The 16,627-nt window shown below is 43.2% G+C and carries 17 protein-coding genes; 6 read left to right on the forward strand and 11 right to left on the reverse strand.

The genetic code is table 11. The features are described from left to right. The first annotated feature begins 32 nt into the window (after positions 1-32). Together FHS57_RS07875 and FHS57_RS07880 are read left to right on the forward strand one after the other, a co-directional pair. Complete coding sequence (locus FHS57_RS07875) at positions 33-959, forward strand: nucleoside hydrolase (RefSeq protein WP_183972322.1); 927 nt, start codon at positions 33-35, stop codon at positions 957-959. A 138-nt stretch (positions 960-1,097) separates the two neighbouring features. Then, positions 1,098-1,553, forward strand: a complete 456-nt coding sequence (locus FHS57_RS07880) for a hypothetical protein (RefSeq protein ID WP_183972323.1) — start codon at positions 1,098-1,100, stop codon at positions 1,551-1,553. Positions 1,554-1,614: 61 nt separating this feature from the next. Here the strand turns inward: FHS57_RS07880 and FHS57_RS07885 are convergent, their stop codons facing one another. The 10 genes from FHS57_RS07885 to FHS57_RS07930 form a co-directional block, all read right to left on the reverse strand. Beyond that, a complete protein-coding gene (locus FHS57_RS07885; protein WP_183972324.1) occupies positions 1,615-2,841 on the reverse strand; it encodes an MFS transporter in 1,227 nt (408 codons plus the stop codon). Positions 2,842-2,879: 38 nt separating this feature from the next. Next, the gene (locus tag FHS57_RS07890) at positions 2,880-3,929 is read right to left on the reverse strand and encodes a winged helix DNA-binding domain-containing protein (protein WP_183972325.1); all 1,050 of its coding nucleotides are present in this window, start codon (positions 3,927-3,929) and stop codon (positions 2,880-2,882) included. Between the two features lie 46 nt (positions 3,930-3,975). Further along, a complete protein-coding gene (locus tag FHS57_RS07895) occupies positions 3,976-4,875 on the reverse strand; it encodes a carbon-nitrogen hydrolase family protein (RefSeq protein ID WP_183972326.1) in 900 nt (299 codons plus the stop codon). A 50-nt stretch (positions 4,876-4,925) separates the two neighbouring features. Next, positions 4,926-5,519 (reverse strand): GNAT family N-acetyltransferase, encoded by a 594-nt coding sequence (locus FHS57_RS07900; RefSeq protein WP_183972327.1) that lies wholly within the window; start codon positions 5,517-5,519, stop codon positions 4,926-4,928. An 86-nt stretch (positions 5,520-5,605) separates the two neighbouring features. Then, on the reverse strand, positions 5,606-6,004 hold the full coding sequence (locus FHS57_RS07905; protein ID WP_183972328.1) for a ketosteroid isomerase-related protein: 399 nt from the start codon (positions 6,002-6,004) through the stop codon (positions 5,606-5,608). Positions 6,005-6,011: 7 nt separating this feature from the next. Continuing rightward, a complete protein-coding gene (locus FHS57_RS07910; protein ID WP_183972329.1) occupies positions 6,012-6,887 on the reverse strand; it encodes an Rpn family recombination-promoting nuclease/putative transposase in 876 nt (291 codons plus the stop codon). Between the two features lie 92 nt (positions 6,888-6,979). After that, positions 6,980-7,768 (reverse strand): hypothetical protein, encoded by a 789-nt coding sequence (locus FHS57_RS07915; RefSeq protein WP_183972330.1) that lies wholly within the window; start codon positions 7,766-7,768, stop codon positions 6,980-6,982. Between the two features lie 100 nt (positions 7,769-7,868). After that, entirely contained in the window at positions 7,869-10,352 is a 2,484-nt protein-coding gene (locus FHS57_RS07920) for a S9 family peptidase (RefSeq protein ID WP_183972331.1), read from the reverse strand. Between the two features lie 120 nt (positions 10,353-10,472). After that, entirely contained in the window at positions 10,473-11,252 is a 780-nt protein-coding gene (locus FHS57_RS07925; RefSeq protein ID WP_183972332.1) for a pentapeptide repeat-containing protein, read from the reverse strand. Between the two features lie 82 nt (positions 11,253-11,334). Next, complete coding sequence (locus FHS57_RS07930) at positions 11,335-11,772, reverse strand: DUF2721 domain-containing protein (RefSeq protein ID WP_183972333.1); 438 nt, start codon at positions 11,770-11,772, stop codon at positions 11,335-11,337. 71 nt (positions 11,773-11,843) lie between these two features. On the opposite strand from FHS57_RS07930, the gene FHS57_RS07935 reads away from it, so the two are divergent. From FHS57_RS07935 to pepT, 3 genes are all read left to right on the forward strand, one after another. Further along, positions 11,844-12,515 (forward strand): NUDIX hydrolase, encoded by a 672-nt coding sequence (locus tag FHS57_RS07935; protein WP_183972334.1) that lies wholly within the window; start codon positions 11,844-11,846, stop codon positions 12,513-12,515. Positions 12,516-12,580: 65 nt separating this feature from the next. Then, positions 12,581-13,105, forward strand: a complete 525-nt coding sequence (locus FHS57_RS31655) for a hypothetical protein (RefSeq protein WP_221225572.1) — start codon at positions 12,581-12,583, stop codon at positions 13,103-13,105. A 267-nt stretch (positions 13,106-13,372) separates the two neighbouring features. Further along, positions 13,373-14,611, forward strand: coding sequence for a peptidase T (pepT, locus tag FHS57_RS07945; RefSeq protein ID WP_183972335.1), 1,239 nt, complete (start codon positions 13,373-13,375; stop codon positions 14,609-14,611). Positions 14,612-14,705: 94 nt separating this feature from the next. On the opposite strand, the gene FHS57_RS07950 is transcribed toward pepT, so the two are convergent. Continuing rightward, entirely contained in the window at positions 14,706-14,864 is a 159-nt protein-coding gene (locus tag FHS57_RS07950; RefSeq protein ID WP_164489961.1) for a hypothetical protein, read from the reverse strand. 216 nt (positions 14,865-15,080) lie between these two features. On the opposite strand from FHS57_RS07950, the gene FHS57_RS07955 reads away from it, so the two are divergent. Continuing rightward, on the forward strand, positions 15,081-16,601 hold the full coding sequence (locus FHS57_RS07955) for a D-apionate lactonase family protein (RefSeq protein WP_183972336.1): 1,521 nt from the start codon (positions 15,081-15,083) through the stop codon (positions 16,599-16,601). The last annotated feature ends 26 nt before the right edge of the window (positions 16,602-16,627 follow it).

Here is a 16,627-nt window from a genome sequence, read left to right on the forward strand (position 1 = left end):
AATCAGATTAATGTATAGTAATGAAATAGCCAATGAGACATTTGTTGATTGATACAGACACAGGCTCGGACGATGCCGTTGCGTTGCTGATGGCGATGAAATCGCCTGATGTAAAGGTAGAAGTAATAACGATTGTGGCGGGAAATGTGCCAGCCGATAAAGCCCTACAAAATGCGCTTTATATGGTCGATTTATGCCAGTATGAAACGAAGGTATATTTGGGTGCAGAAAAGCCATTAATTCGCCCTTTATTTACCGCTCAGTTTGTTCACGGAGATGATGGAATGGGCGACATTGGGTTAGATTTAAAAGGCCGAAAACCATTGGAAGGACACGCCGTAGATGCCATCATTGATACCGTAAATAAGTTTCCTAATGAGATTGAAATCATTACGTTAGGGCCGTTGACAAACATGGCATTAGCCTTGGCAAAAGCACCAGAAATTGCCTCTAAAATAAAATCGTGTGTTATCATGGGAGGAGTTGGTTTTGGATATGGAAATATCACGCCTGTATCCGAATACAATATTTGGGTGGATCCAGAAGCTGCCCAAATGGTGTTTCAATCGGGAATGAATATGACAATGGTAGGCTGGGATATTTCAATAAAATATGCGGCGTTTGACCAAAAAGCAACGCAAGAATTACGGAATATTCAAAAGCCTTTGGCCGATTTTGTGGTGGATATTCAAGGCGCAAAAGCACGCTTTACGTCGGAGATAACAGGGGAAATTGGCTTTGATTTACCAGACCCAATAACCGTGGCTGTTGCGCTAGACAGAACCGTCGCAACTGACATAAAAAAACTGTATGTGGAAGTCGTTTTGGGAGAAGGGCTTACCCGTGGGCAAACCATTGTAGATCATACAAATATTCTCAAGCTTAAACCAAATATGGAGGTGGTTTTAGAAGCATCAAGAGAGAAATTTTTAGCCCAATTATATAGCTCATTTGACTAACATTGCTTTCTTAGAAAAATTTCAAAATGGAAAGTCATTTTTGGGGCTTTCCATTTTAATTTAAAGAAAAATTGCTTTGAAATGTTATTTTTTTACCTTTGTGGTTAAAGTAATTTTAACATATATTAAAAAATAACAATGAAAAAGAAAGAAATTAAATTCTTCACACAAGAGGATAATTTTGTCGAAAAGACAAGAGTAGTGAAAGAGGAAGTTTTTGTTCCAGAAGCACATATTACTTCAAATGGTAAATTGAGCTTGCCTTTACCTACCCTCGAATTTTTGGGCGTTGAATCTACTTTGACAGCTCGTTTTAAAGTAGGTGTTGATCAAAACAAAAAAGGATTTGTTGGTCTTTACCTTATCCCTTCAGACGAAAGTGATCCAACTGCCTTCGAACTTGTTAAAATCGGCCGTGGTTTTTCATTGTTGTTGAAAGGTATTTTTATCAAATTGGGATTGGCTTACAGAACAACTGAATTTCATTTCACAATTAAAAAAATAGATTTGGACGGAATCGGAACTGGCTTTTTTGCAAAGCTTGTTGACGAGAAACCTCGCACCAAAAAAAGTGATGACGGAGACGAAGATTAATCTCTCTAGCTTATTTCTTTGTATAAAAAGCGAAAGCCACCTAAACGGTGGCTTTCGCTTTTTATTTACTGGTATCCAGCAGTAATTTGACCCGGTACATCATTCCTATACAAAGTAGTGTAATGCTTGAAGTGACAATTCCGAGCGTATCGTAGTGTTCAAGCGGGCTAAAATTTGTTGGTTGAACCACAATTAAACCCGCAATAAAAGAGGCTATTCCACCTGCTATTTGTTGTAAAGATGAATTTACACTCATAAATGCACCTCGGTCTTGTGGGTCAGGAATCGCCGATGTCATGGTGGTAGCGGGCACCATTCTACTCATAATTCCAGCCATCATTGAAACGTTGAAAATAATAATAGCCCAGAGAGGTATAACGGGTAAGCGCGTATAAATAAGCACCATAATAACCATCCAAACGGAGGCAATTGTGAATAAATTAAACTTGTTTATTCGGTCGCTCAAACGCCCAATCATGGGCATCGTAATCAAGGTACTAATACCTGCTACCATAAAAATAATGGGCAATTGCTGTTGGCCTACTTTTAAGTTATTGACAGCATAAACACTACCAAAAGGCATCATCATATAACCACCAATCGCCAATAATGAGGTGGCCATAAATCCAATTCGATAGTTGCGTTGTGCGATGGTATGCCACAAGTGAGACAGGGCATTTCGCTCCGATTGAATGGCTAAGTGAGCGGTGATAGGCTGAAGTATTTTCAGAATGACAATGGCCAATATAATACTCAGACCGACAATCATAATAAATGGTGCTTGCCAGCCCCAGCCATTGGCCAAATATAAACTGATAGGGATTCCCAAAACCTGACTTGTCCCGAATCCCATTTGGACAAAACCCATGACCCGCCCGCGTTGTTGGAGCGAGAATAAATCGGTAATAATAGCCATACTAATGGAGCCAATAACGCCACCGAATAAACCCGTAATGATGCGAGCGGCGACGATGGTTTCGTAAGTAGGTGCTAACCCACAAAAAAGCGTCCCGATGATAAAACCCGTATAGAAAAATAAAAGTAGCTTTTTGCGGTCAAATTTGTCAGCAAAACCTGCAGTCAGTAAGCCAGAAATTCCCGCACTAAAGGCATAACTCGAAACGACAAATCCGAATTGGGTTGGAGAGATTTTCATGGATTTCATCAATGAATCTCCCAAGGGAGACATCACCATAAAATCTAAAACTACCGTAAATTGAGTGAGTGCTAGGAGGGCAATAACAATTTTTTGGTAAGATGTAAAAGTTGTTGTTTGGGGTGCTTGCATGTGTGATGAATGAGAGGAAATTAAAAGGATAAATAGGCTTACGTCAATTCTTTTCCTAGAAAGGACGCAAATTCCTTGACGGCTTCGGTCAGAAGAGGGTCGGTTATTGTATCAGAAAAAAAATGAGTTTGAATACGTACGTTTTCTTTTTGGACGGTTCGGCTCCAAAGTCCTTTAACTTGTCCATTGACGACAATAATGGGTTTGAAAATGCCATTGGCGGTGATGGCAGCCGAAACGTTTGAAGAATCGAGGGAAGCCGCTCGGTTTTTGTAGCTTACCATAAATTCGTCGAAAGCAGGAAGCAAAAAAGTCGTGGGTTGTAATGGAGGTTGGCTGTCGGGCAAAAACCAATAGGTTTGATTTTCAATGGTTTCGGATACAAACTCTGCTTTGACAGACTCCAAGCCAGCTTTAGCATCGCTGATTTTTAAGCCCGACCACCATCCAAAATCGTGGAGAGTTGCGGGGCCGTGGCTACGGAAATAACGACGAGCTAAAAGCCCTAAAGATTCTTCTCGGGTATAACTCGGGGCAGACGTTGCCCGTTCTTCGAGCAAAGCATAGGTGTTATTCTTCCCGTTTTGTTTACCACTGCAAAGAACTCCATTAAGTTCGGCATGAATCAAAATGAGCGAACTACGTCCCTCTGACGTATTTATGCCTGCTAATTCTAAATGGGCCATTAATTCGGCTTTGGTAAGGTGCTTGTGACCTTCAACGGCTTTGGCCAATAACTCGTCTGTGAGATTCAATAAATCACTGCTCAACTCCATTTTTCGGTTATAATGCGCCGAAATTTGATGGATATGCGGGGCAGTCAGGGCGAGCATCCAGCGAATATCTTTGGGAGATACAAGGTGCCAAGTGGGGCGAAGAATATGGGTTCGTAAAATCAAGCCTTCGTCAAGTGCTTGCTCTACTGTTTTGTCGGTAGCGTTTTTGGTGCGAATCCCCACTGCCCATTTGGACATGGGATAGTCTTGTGCTTGAACGGCGCCCAAAAATTCTACCGCATATTGGGGTTGTTGGAAACCTCTGTCAATGATTTTTTGATTGATTAATCGTTGATGGGCAATGTTTATCATGGCTTAGTTGGTGGGTGTTAACCCTATTTTTTGCAAGAAAAAGAATTTAAATCAACCGCTTGATGACCTTTATTTCATCGCTGATGAATTGATTATGAAGACGTTGATGGTCTTGGTAGTTGAATACTTGCCCATCTGTGCGGACGTTTTCGATGAGCGAAAAATCGAGCGTTTCTACTAACCAGCCTGCTTGTTGTGGAGGCGTTTGGGCAACGATACCTTCCTCGGGTAGGTTTTTATCTGGAGGGCAATACATGGCTGTGTAGCCATAATTAATGTCCACCGCTGGTGACCACTCGGCATTTCCGATGGTTTGTGAAACGGCAATATACGCTTGATTTTCTAAGGCCCTCGCACGTGCGCCTACATGAACGCGGGTGGCTCCTCGGATGGTTTCGGTACAGCTCGGAGCGAGAATTAATGATGCTCCTGCTGAACAAAGACGTTGAGCGCCAATGCTAAATTCGACATCATAACAAATTTGAACACCAAAGCTTCCCCAATCTCCTTCAAAAAGTGTAAGCACCTTTGGCGCAGATTGTATTCCCCATTCTTCGTCTTCAAAACGCGTCATAAAAAACTTGTCTTGGTAGCCAATCAATCCTTTTGGTGAAAATACAAAAGCGCGATTGTAAGGCTTGCCATCTTCGACCACTGGGAGGCTGGGCGCAACAATACAAACTTGGTATTTACGGGCTAAATTCTCGAAAACTTGGCAAAAATCTCCTTGCAAGGCACTTAATTCAATCACTTGTTGGCGAATGTCTTGGCGGATTTCGGGCGAAAGAATGCTTACTATTTCCATCGAACCATATTCAGGGAAAAGAAGCAATTGGGCTTTTTGGTGGGCCGCTTGGGCTACCCATTTTTCGGTATGAATCACCCATTCGTCCCAATTTTTATGTTCGGTGATGGGGTATTGGGCGGTGGCGAGTGTTAGTTTCATGCAAAGTAAAAATCGCCCTAGAGGGGTGTCTCTTAGGGCGAAGCGTAAAATTATAAAGTATGTATCCAGTACACCATCGGTTTTACCGTGGGCTGCGTATCCCCGAGGTCGAGCCATTCAAAGGAACTTTGCAACGATGGTTCTTTTTCGTAGCCTCGTTTTGTCCAAAAAGCGTCGTTTGGACGGTAATCTTGGGGCTGGGCGGGGTGGTTATCTCGAACCACAGCGCAAAAACAGGTGGTTGTAAATGTGCCAAAACTGCGCGCGTGGGCTTCACGTTCGTCAAAAAAACGGTGTCCTAAGCCCAGTCCACGGTAAGCAGGTAAGAGAATACTTTCACCAAAATAAAAAATGGAATGAATGTCAAATCCTGCTTCTTCAAAAGGCAAACGTACTTCGGGGGTTTCGTCGGCCAAAGGAATGCAGGTAGTCGCGCCTACCATTTCGGAGCCGTCATATACCGAAAATAAAAACGAACGTTCTGAATTCGCATACGTTTGAAGGTATTCTTTTTCGTGTTCGAGGGTACCTTCGTAGAGGTAAGGAAAGTCGCGAAAAACGGCGATGCGTAATTTTCCCAGTCCTTCAAATACCGACGCAATTTCAGCGCCGCGTTTGGTGTCAAAAGAAAGTGTTGTGTGCATTTTTGTCTTTTGGTCAGACTACATTCGGTCAGACGATAGTCAGACCGAATGAGTAGTGGTTACGGTCTGACTATCGTCTGACCGAATTAAGACACTAATTTAATCCAAAGTGGTAAATTATAATAGGTAGTAACACGGGTGATTTTTCCCTCTTTTACTTCTAAAAATGCACCTGCGGGCAATACATATTTTTGTCCGTGGGCGGGTGGGAGGCCTTCTTCGGCTTGTTTATAGGTACCATTTACGACAAATTCGGCCGCAATTCGGGTGTCGTCCGACGATGAAAAGAAGACAATGTCAGACAAAGTTTCGTCGTAGGCATCGTCCATTTTCTGCATAAACTCAGTAAATTTTTCATTTCCGATGCGGACTTCTCCTTGGTTAGGCTCGTGCCGAACTTCGGGGTGGAGCAAGTCTAACATTCCTTGCCAGTTTTTTTGATTAAAGTGGGAGTAATACTGTTGAACGATTTCTAGTGCAGTCATTTAGATACTATTTTGATTCATTGATAATGCTTATTACTTCTTCTTCGGCCAATCCAACGATTTTTGAAAGTATTGAAATGGATAAACCTTCTTGTTGACCATTGAGAATAATTTCTCTGGCTTTTTCCAATTTTCCCTCTTCTTTGGCTAAATCCAAAGAGTTTTTAAGATCACGATAGTACTTTAAGCTATCTTCGTAGGACAGAATTTCTTCTTTACTGAATTTGGCGATTTCAGCTACGTCAAAAAGGCGTTCAAAAATCTTCTCTTGTAATTTTTCAGGGATTTTTTCCAGACGATTAAGGTTACGCAAGACATAAAGCCATTTCTCAAATCTAGTATCCAACTCTTCCAAACTTTTTTGAAATTTGGGCATTTCTAAGTAAATGAAGGTAAGCTTGTTATAAAATACTCTACAGGTGTGAATATCAGTTAATTTAACATCATAACGATATTTGTTTTTATCGGTTTTGTCCTCATCAAATACAAAGTCTAAAATGGCAATAGTATAAACTGCTTTCAATTCATAATTCCAATCTGATTGTTTTGCTTGCTCACGAATTGGGAAGGTAGAGTAATAAAGCGTTCGGTCTTTGAAGAAATTTTGACGAAGCGTCGTACCGTTAGACTTTTGAAGCTCAACTATAAATTTTTCGCCACGTTCGTTTTCGCAATATAAATCGAAAATAGCTTTACGATCACTTTCACCTAGTCCAAGATGTTCATTTTTTAGATACGTAAGATTTTTGATTTTACCTTCTTGCTCTTTTAAAAGCTCATTCAGAAAATCGAGAAGTAAGTCCTTGTTGGGTTCTTCGCCAAAAAGCTTTTTGAACCCAAAATCTGTAAAAGGATTTATGTATTTTTCGGCAATGATGGACATAAGTACAAAGTATATAAGGCAAATTTATTCAAAACAATAGCGATTGCCAAACCAAAAGCCCCAGCAACTTGTGCTGGGGCTTTTGGTTTTAATTAGCCCTTGGTTCGGTACAGGGTTCCGTTTTCTACCACATACCGCATTCCGTCCATGGCCACAATGAGGGTTACTTCACTAAGCAAACCTTTTTCGCCAATTTGCTGATAGGCGCCATTTTTATCCGTTTTGAAGAGCGTTCCATCTTTTTCTACGCTCCACAAATAACCTCCGTCAGCCACCATCGCAACGGTATTTGCCCAGTCTCCGACTTTTCCCACTTGTTGCCATCTTAGCAATCGGATATTGGTTTTGTAGAGTGTTCCTTTCTCGACTGTCCATAAATGATTGTCCATTGACTCCAACATTTCTGCTTCGCCAAACTCGCCATTGGCCCCGATTTGTGTCCAAGAGCCATCTTTGTTGGTTTCGTAGAGCGTTCCATTTGTTTCAATGCTGTAGAGCTTTCCGTTGAGCGAAACCATGCCAGCTGTTTCTTTCCAATCACCTTGTTTCCCAACCCGTTGCCACGTACTTGCGCGTGGATTGGTACGGTACAAGTCGCCATCTTCAACAGTCCAAATTTCGCCGTCCATGGCAACCAAGAAATTAGCATTGTCAAATTCACCTTTTGTCCCGATTTGTTCATAATTTCCGTTTTTATCGGTTCGGAAAAGTGTACCATTTTTTTCAATACTGTACAAAAAACCATTCATCGAAACGACATCAAGGGTATTTTCCCAATCCCCTTTTTTGCCTACTTGTTCCCATCGTTGCGCAAGGGTAAATTCAGTGGTGGTAAGTAGTAAACCAACCAAAACAAGCGTGTAAGTAAGTAACGTTTTCATTAAAGTATGTGAGTTTATTATTTCGGGGGTAAATGTACCAAAGAAAAACCCTAGTCCTTGCGAACTAGGGTTAACTTGTAAAAAAAACGATAATAATGGTCTATTTTTCTCCCGACATTTTACCCGTTTTTGAACCTGTATTTATGGCAGAAGCGTTTTTGACGTATTTATCAAGCCAGCCGCCCATTTCGTACAACATGTGCAAAAGGGATTCTTTGGCCGTATAACCGTGACTTTCGTAAGGCAAAAAGACCAATTTGGTCGTAGCGCCCATTCCTTTTAACGCATTGTAGTAACGTTCTGACTGAATGGGGAATGTCCCTGTGTTGTTGTCGGCTTCTCCGTGAATGAGCAACAACGGCGTTTTCATTTTGTCGGCATTCATAAACGGCGACATTTTGTTGTACACATCAGGGGCTTGCCAGTAAGTACGTTGTTCGTTTTGGAAACCAAAAGGAGTGAGCGTACGGTTGTAAGCGCCCGAACGTGCAATGCCTGCTTTGAACAAGTTGCTGTTAGAGAGTAAGTTGGCGGTCATAAAAGCACCGTAGGAGTGTCCACCCACACCGACGCGATTGGCATCAACGACGCCCAGACGCACGCCTTCGTCGATGGCCGCTTTGGCACTAGCCACGAGTTGTTCTACGTAGGTGTCGTTTGGTTCTTTGTCGCCTTCACCCACGATTGGAATGGAAGCATTTTCAAGTACGGCATAGCCCATCGTGGCAAAAGCGGCACCCGTCCAGTAGCTAATGCGGTTAAACTGATACGGCGAACCACTTACTTGACCAGCAGCAGCAGCGCTTTTAAACTCGGCAGGGTAAGCCCATAGGAATGAAGGAAGCGGCCCATCTTCTTTTTTGTAGCCGGGAGGCAAAAGTAACGTAGCCGTCAAATCCACGCCATCGGAGCGCTTGTAGCGAAGTTGTTGTTTCTGAATACCTTTCCATTGCGGGTAAGGATGCGGGAAAAACGTCACTTGCGTAAGTGCGGGTTCGGCAGGTTTTTTGCCTTTTTTAGGCGCAGGGTTTAGGTTACGGATGAAATAGTTTGGTTGTTCCTCTTGTGATTCACGTGAGGTGAGAATCAACCCTTTTTCGGCGTTTAAAATACTGATAGGACGCTCAAAATAAGGAGCTTCCGAACGCCAAAGACGCTTGGTTTGCTTGGTAGCTAAGTTAAATACATCCACAAAAGGACGGTCACCTTCGGGCGAAGCACCTTGGCCTGTGAGGTAAATGTCGTTGGTAGGGGTAATGTCCAACACTCTTTCGCCGTATTGGTTTTTCTTCAATTCTGGCGAACCAGGGTTATTATAACGGTCTTCCGAAGAACGGTCGAACAAAACAACAGGATTGGCAGGACTGCTTGGATTTACCAATTTGGTAATGGTTTTACGGGTGGCATACCAGCGTTCTGAGAAAAGTGCTGTTTGGGCATTTCCCCACGTCACGCCCCCAAAACGGAAAGCTGCCGCATAAATTTCTTTAGGTTCGCCCGTAAATGGCGCATCTGAGGTCAAAACTACGTCACGGATAGCGATTTTCTTTTTAGGGTCGCCACCGTCGCGTGCCTCTACCCAGTAGAGCGTGGCGGGGGCGTCGTTGCGCCAATTGTGCCCACGCTGACCCGAAGGCGCGGCGTCAGGCCCCCAAGGAACATTTTCGAGGAGGGGAATGTCGATTTGAGTTTTTACAAACGTCCCATTGGATTCGTAAATATCGACTTTCGATGGAAAGCGATTAACAGTTACCAAATAAGAAAACGGCCGATGAACGGTTTCGAGTAACACGTACTTACCGTCGGGTGAAGGTGAAGAGGTTGCGATGATCCCAACGTTTCCAATCGGTTGTAGGCTTCCGTCGAGTCCTAGCTTCATGGCCTGAGAAGTGGCGTAATACTCAAATTGTTTTTCGTCCGATGGGCTTTTAAGCAAATCTTGGAAGGTTGCGGCTTGGGCTTTAGTTCCAAGGTTTTCTTGAACGGTAGGCCCCGTCGGTACGCGGCTGATTTCAGGAGCGGCGCCACGACTGGCAGGGATGCCGCGGATGACAAACGATTGGCTATCGGACAACCATTGATAAGGAACCCCCAAAACGGCGTTGAGTGCAACATCGCTTACTTTGCGCGCAGCAGCGCTGTTGATGTCCAAAACGTATAGCTCAATTTTAGCGTCGGTGGTGTTGGTAAAAGCTACCTTGGTTTCGTCGGGCGACCACTGAACGTTTGATAACTGTGGGTTGGTAGGTAAACCCGTTACCTGTACGTCGGTGGCATTGGAAGCTACACGGCGGAGCTTGAGGTTGTTGATAAACACGGCACGACTAGGGCCGCTGGTGGCGGGGTTGATGCGCAAACCTGCCAATCGAAGTTCGGGCTGTGAAAGTTCGGCGATGGTAGTTGTGGAGGTGTTTCGCTCCGACACCAGCATCCATTGGCCTTTACTATCGACACTGACCGAAGGAGTAGGAGGAGCCGTGACCAAATCGGCAAGGGCTTTGGGCGGTAGCTGGTACCCCGCATTGTCTTGGGCAAAGGCCGAAAAACCGACCAAGCACCCGACAAAGAATAGCGCTTTTTTCATGGGTTTTAGTTGTTTGATTTGTCGCAAGTTAAATCAAATCGCCCTGCCTTGGGTCTAAAACCTACCAAAACAAAAAAGGAGGCGTCGAACCTCCCTTTTTTGTCGCTTTATGTTCGTCTCCTAACGGCTTACGTAGCGTTTGCCGTTGGAATATTTAAAATCGTTAGAGCCTTCAAAATCGGTACTTTGGAAGTCGGTATCATTCGAGAAGCTCGTGTATTTGAAGTCGGCATGGCGCTGGAAACGGCCGCTTTTGAAGGATACGCCGTCGTGGAAATGAGCGTATTTAAAGTCGGCGTAGTCGCGGAAACGAGCGTTTTTGAAATACACTTGGTCGTCGAAATCCGCATACTTGAAGTTAGCATATTCGCTAAACAGATTGCCCGAAAATGACGCCTCACCCTTAAAATGGGCGTATTTGAAATTGGCTTGCTGGCTAAATTTCGTGCCCGAAAAGTTGGCTACGCGGGCAAAGTTTGAGTATTTAAACTCAGAATCTCCTTCAAAAGTACAGTTTTCAAACACCACATTTTCAGTAAAATCAGTGGAATAGGTTGTGCTCGATTCGCCTAATTCAATGTTGAAACCTGCGATACTTTTACGTTTGCCATCTTTTGAGAGGTTTTTGTACGCAATGACATCTCCTTTGAAAGTACAATTTCTGAATACAACGGGTACTTCAACCGTACTTTTGTATTCGTCCCAAGACGCTTTGTTGTTTTTGCGTTTTTTGTTGGACAACTCCGTTAAATCCAGCGTTCCTATGACTACGACGCCGTCGTATTGGATTTGTTGTTTTTTGTCAATCGCCTCAAAAATACTTTTGGCTGAAACTTCTTTTTGTGCAAAACTGACAAAAGATACGCAGATGGCGAAAACAAAGATGGAAAGGCGTTTCATGGTTGTGTGCTTTTTAGTGTTAAAATGGCTTTTGTTATAAGATGCTAAAAAGCACAGCTTGGTTGCACGAGAGTTGAAAAAATTATTCTTTAGCTCGCGAGCGACCAAATAAATCGAACCGCTTTCCGAGCTGTGCTTCCATGTCGCTCAACTCAATTTTGAGGGCGTGAATCGAAATGGTAATCTCCCAAATGGAAAGCATAAGGGCGATAATTTGCATGAGAAGCGCTACAAAAAATAGGGCTTGGGCAAAGGGTTGGTAATGTAGATAAATGGCCAACATCGAAACCGCACTTAGCAACAGGCTGGTGACAATGATAAACTGAATGTTGCGGATGATGTGAACCCGACGGTGGAGGTGCTTGATTTGGTCCACGTAATTTTTGTCGGGATTTTGTCGAAATTTATCGTGAAGTTCACGAATTAAGCTCGCAATCGCCAAATAGCGATTCGTAAAAGCAATCATCATCAACGAGACCGTTGAAAATAAAATAGCTGGAGTCGAGATAGTGAGTTCCATGTAAAATGAACAAATGAGACTATGTGAGAATGAGTGATATTGTCGTACTTTGTGGCTAAATTTTGCTTCGGATGAAAGAAAACGTATTTGACTCCCACAAATTTAATCTTTGGAAAGGTCGATTGTTGAAAAATGGCCTCAATATTCATCAAATTGATGAAAAATTTACCCGCCACAACCATAAAGGTGAGGCATTGTTTTCACTACTCATGCTCGATGCCACTACGCCTGAAGGTGATAAAATTCCCCCTATTTGTTTTTTAAAAGGAGAGGTGCTTTGCGTATTGGTATGTTTGATTGATGAACTAACGAAAGAAAAATATTTACTTTTGGTACGTCAAAGGCGTATCTGTGACGGGTCGCTCACGTACGAACACCCCGCAGGAATGCTCGACAGCGAATCGGACGCTTACAAAGTGGCCGCCAAAGAGGTATGGGAAGAGACTGGGATTGAAGTGTCACAAAGTCAGCTGGTTAGGCTCATGGATGCTCCTGCATATCCTTCAACGGGCACAAGCGATGAAGCGATGTACTATTTTTATTGTGAGATAGAGCTTCCCAAAGAAAAAATCATGTCGTACGACCAGCGATTTATGGGGGAAGCCTCTGAAAATGAGCGGATTGTAACTTGTGTTTTGCCATTTTTGGAAGGCCACCGACTCATCAACAACGTCAATGGTATTTTACTTGATTTCCTATACCTAAAAGCAATAGGAGATTGGGAGTTGCTGAAGCAGTTATAACTAGGATTGGTATGATTTTTTAGTAGTATTAATACTATACAATTAACCAAAAATCAGCTACTGCCATGTCAAAAATTCACGATATCGCCGCCAAATACCAGATAACCGAAGCAACTGTACGGACGTTATTGGAAGGATTACAAACCACAAGTGGTTTTCAAGTGCAATTCAACAGTGCCGAATTGGGAGGAATGGGGCAGTGGCAATCAGGAATGGTGATGATTGGCGACATGTTCAACGATGGACTCAAAGCCAAAGTAGCCGCTTTGTGTGCGGAACTTGCGTCGTTTGTGCGCGAGCATCAAGCTACGCAACCCGAGGAAACAGAAAAGAAAGATGCCACCGTGGCTACTCCCATCAAAACCATTCCTGCGACGTTCAGTGGTAGTCAAAATGGGACAAAATATGCCTATTATGCCCCTCAAAATGTGTTGCAGATTGAAGAAGAAGACAAAATAGCCCGTTACAGTACCGAGGGCTTGACCCTTTGGGGGGTGCAGCAAGCACAGGATGGAACTGGAAAAAAACTGAAATTTACCCACGCAGGCGGCACGATTACCGTCGATGACCTCAAACCTGCGGTAGAATAATCAAGACTTTCCAAGTTTAACTTAGCAAAAACTAGGTTGAACGCATTAAAAAGAAAAAGTGACTATTTATTGCTCCAGAGGAGCCAAATCTTCGTAGAAAGAAATAATTACCTCCCCCCTAAAGCCCCTTCGGGGCGGCCGACGCTCGGTGACCTCTTTCACTACAAAGGTTTTGCCTCTACGAGGCTGTTTTTTAAATGCGTTTAACCTGAGTAAAAACAAGAAACTTGGAAAGTCTCAATAAACTTAAACCCAATTTAACCTTTTATGTCATCAACAGTACTCGAACGGTTTCTAAGATACGTTCAAATTGATACCCAATCAGATCCTAATTCCACGTTACAACCTTCGACCGAAAAACAGAAAAACCTGAGTCGGATGTTGGTGACCGAATTGTTTGAAATGGGGGTTGTGGATGCCCACCTCGACGAATACGGCTATGTATATGCAACCCTTCACGCCAATACGGATAAATTAAACGTTCCTGTCATTTGCTTTTGTTCACACGTGGATACCTCTCCCGATTGCTCAGGTGCGGGTGTCAAACCGATTGTGCACAAGGCTTGGGACGGCACAGACATTGTACTACCCGACGACCCTGCGCAGGTGATTCGTCGCTCGGAACACCCTGATTTAGACGCACAAATTGGCAATGACATCGTGACTGCCAGCGGCACCACGTTATTGGGGGCTGACAACAAAGCAGGGGTTTCCGAAATCATGGATGCCGTACGTTATTTGTTGGAACACCCTGAAATTAAGCACGGTACGATTAAAATCCTCTTTACCCCCGACGAAGAAATTGGTCGAGGAACAAATAAAGTGGACCTCGCCAAGTTAGGTGCCGATTTTGGCTATACCATCGACGGCGAAAGCCTTGGGTCGTTTGAAGACGAAACCTTCAGTGCCGACGCTGTAAAAATTACCATTCGTGGCATCAGTGCGCATCCAGGTTTTGCCAAAGGGAAACTCGAAAATGCCCTTAAAATTGCGGCGGATGTGATCGCCGCTTTGCCAAAAGACGCCCTTTCGCCCGAAACGACCGAAGAAAAACAAGGGTTTATCCACCCGACAAACATCGAAGGAATCCAAGAAAAAGTGACCCTTGGCTTCATCATTCGCGATTTTACGGTGGCAGGGCTTCACGAAAAAGAAGGCTACCTCAAAGGGATTCTTGTCCAAGTTTTACAACAATATCCCCATTCAACGGCCGATTTTGAGGTCATTGAACAATACCGAAACATGAAAGAAGTGCTTGATAACCACCCGCATGTCTCGGAATACGTATGGGAAGCAATCCGCCGCTCAGGGTTGACTCCGTTAAAAAGAAGCATCCGAGGGGGGACTGATGGCTCCCGACTTTCCTTCATGGGCTTGCCATGTCCGAATATCTTCACGGGTGGCCACGCTTTTCACTCAAAATTGGAATGGGTTTCGGTTCAAGACATGCAAAAAGCAGTCGAGGTAATCGTGAACCTTTGCCAAATTTGGGAAGAAAAACACTAATGCTACATGATATAAAGCAACACCGCGCACGAAAGAGTAAATGCGAACGAAGTTTTGGTTTTTAGTTTGGGCGCGGTGTTTTGCTTTTTATGGGTTATTTAAAGACGTTTCCTCCAAAAGGTTGTCCAGTACGGGCGATGGTTTCAAAGGCCGATTGATGACGTAGAAACCAAGTCAAAAAACGTTTGAACAAGTTCTTAGATTGAGCAAGTTCAAAATAGGCTTTAATGTGTTCAAAATTAATTGCGATCATGGTATTGCTGTTTGATGAATGTACCACAAAGGTCGGAATAATACAAATAAAGCCCAAATTGTGAATTGGAAAAGTACAATTAATGGGTAGCCAAATGCCAAGAACACCCAAAAGTTGTTGTGTGAGTACAGTAAGTTCTTGATAAAATGATAGGCTATTTTGATATAAAAAGTGGCCTTTTTTGGGTTTTAAATGTTAATACAAAACAAATTGTTAATGATATTACAAGCGGGAAAGTATGCGTTTTTATACGAACAAGGGAGCATTCGTCAGTTAAAACATCAAGGGAAAGAAGTAGTTCGGATGATTTATTTTGCCTTACGTGACCACAATTGGGGCACGTTTGACAAAGTCATTTTTGATGAAATTGTTCAAAAAGAGGATACTAGCTTTCAAATTCATTATAAGTGTAACCACGTAGATGAAGCTTCAACGCCGATTTTTGAGTGGGAGGTAGCTATCAATGGCGCCTACGATGGAATAATTAGCTTTGAAATTTCTGGAAAAGCATTGACGGACGTATGGAGCAACAGAGCTGGGTTTTGCGTGTTACATCCTATCAAAGGAATCGCGAATCAGCCCGTTTCTCTTCTTCATGAAGATGGTGCCAGTTCTACGTCTATTTTTCCCCAATACATTTCGCCAGAAGACCCTTTTTTGATGATTCGTTCGATGACTTGGCAAGTGGCGGGAGGAGCGGCGTATCAAATGGATTTTGAGGGAGATACGTTTGAAACCGAAGACCAGCGAAATTGGGGAGATGCGTCTTTTAAAACGTTTTGTACACCTTTGTCCAAGCCATTTCCTGTTTTGCATAAAAAAGGAAACACTGTTTTTCAACGAATTACGCTCCAACCGCCCATTGAAAATCCAACGTTAGAAATTAAGCCAGAGGAAGCCGTTTTACCCCCGAAAGCAACTGCCTATCAACTGGGAATAGGGGCGTCAGTTGAATCTATAGAATTGACAAAGGAAGCCATCGACCAGTTAAAAAAGCTAAAGTTAACGCATTATCGCATCGACCTTACACTTCCTTCCGCCTCGTGGATTACTGAATTTTCTACCCACTGCGAAAATGCCTTTGACCTTGGTTTGCCTTTGGAAGTAGCCCTTACGATAGGAGAAGAGGAAGAAAAAAACTTGGAAGAATTTGTGTTTATCTGTCAACAGAATCGCTTGAATATCAGTAGTGTTTTGTTGTTTTCTACAAATGAGGTAACTACGCCGCAACGAATCATTGACCTAATTCCAACTTTAAAAAATCAACTTCCGAACGTAAAATTTGGGGTAGGTACCAATTACAATTTTACGGAACTAAACCGCAACCGTTTTGAGGCCAAAGAAGCCGATTTTGTCACGTTTTCCTACCATCCGCAGGCTCATGCCTTCGACAATCTTACGATTTTAGAAAATGCCGAAACGCTGGAATACCAAGTAGAAAGCGCCGAACATTTGTATGATAAACCCGTTCACATCAATTTTATTTCGCTACGAGCCCGCGCCAATCCGTACGCTTCTTCCCCTGCCGATGTTCAAATTCCCCTTTCAAAACAAATAGACCCACGCCAATCGACTGGTTTTGCAAAAGATTGGTTATCAGGAATTTTGAAGAGTTTGTCGGCAAGCAGGGTGGCTTCTGTGACGCTTTTACGTACGGTTGGTCAACTGGGGATTCTTTCCCTAGAAGGGAATCCGTATCCTGCGTTTGAAATATTTCCAAAAAAAAATCACCGTTGACCGCAAGTTTTTAGAAGAAGGTGCAT

The organism is Runella defluvii, from assembly GCF_014195535.1.
GTDB lineage: Bacteria > Bacteroidota > Bacteroidia > Cytophagales > Spirosomataceae > Runella > Runella defluvii.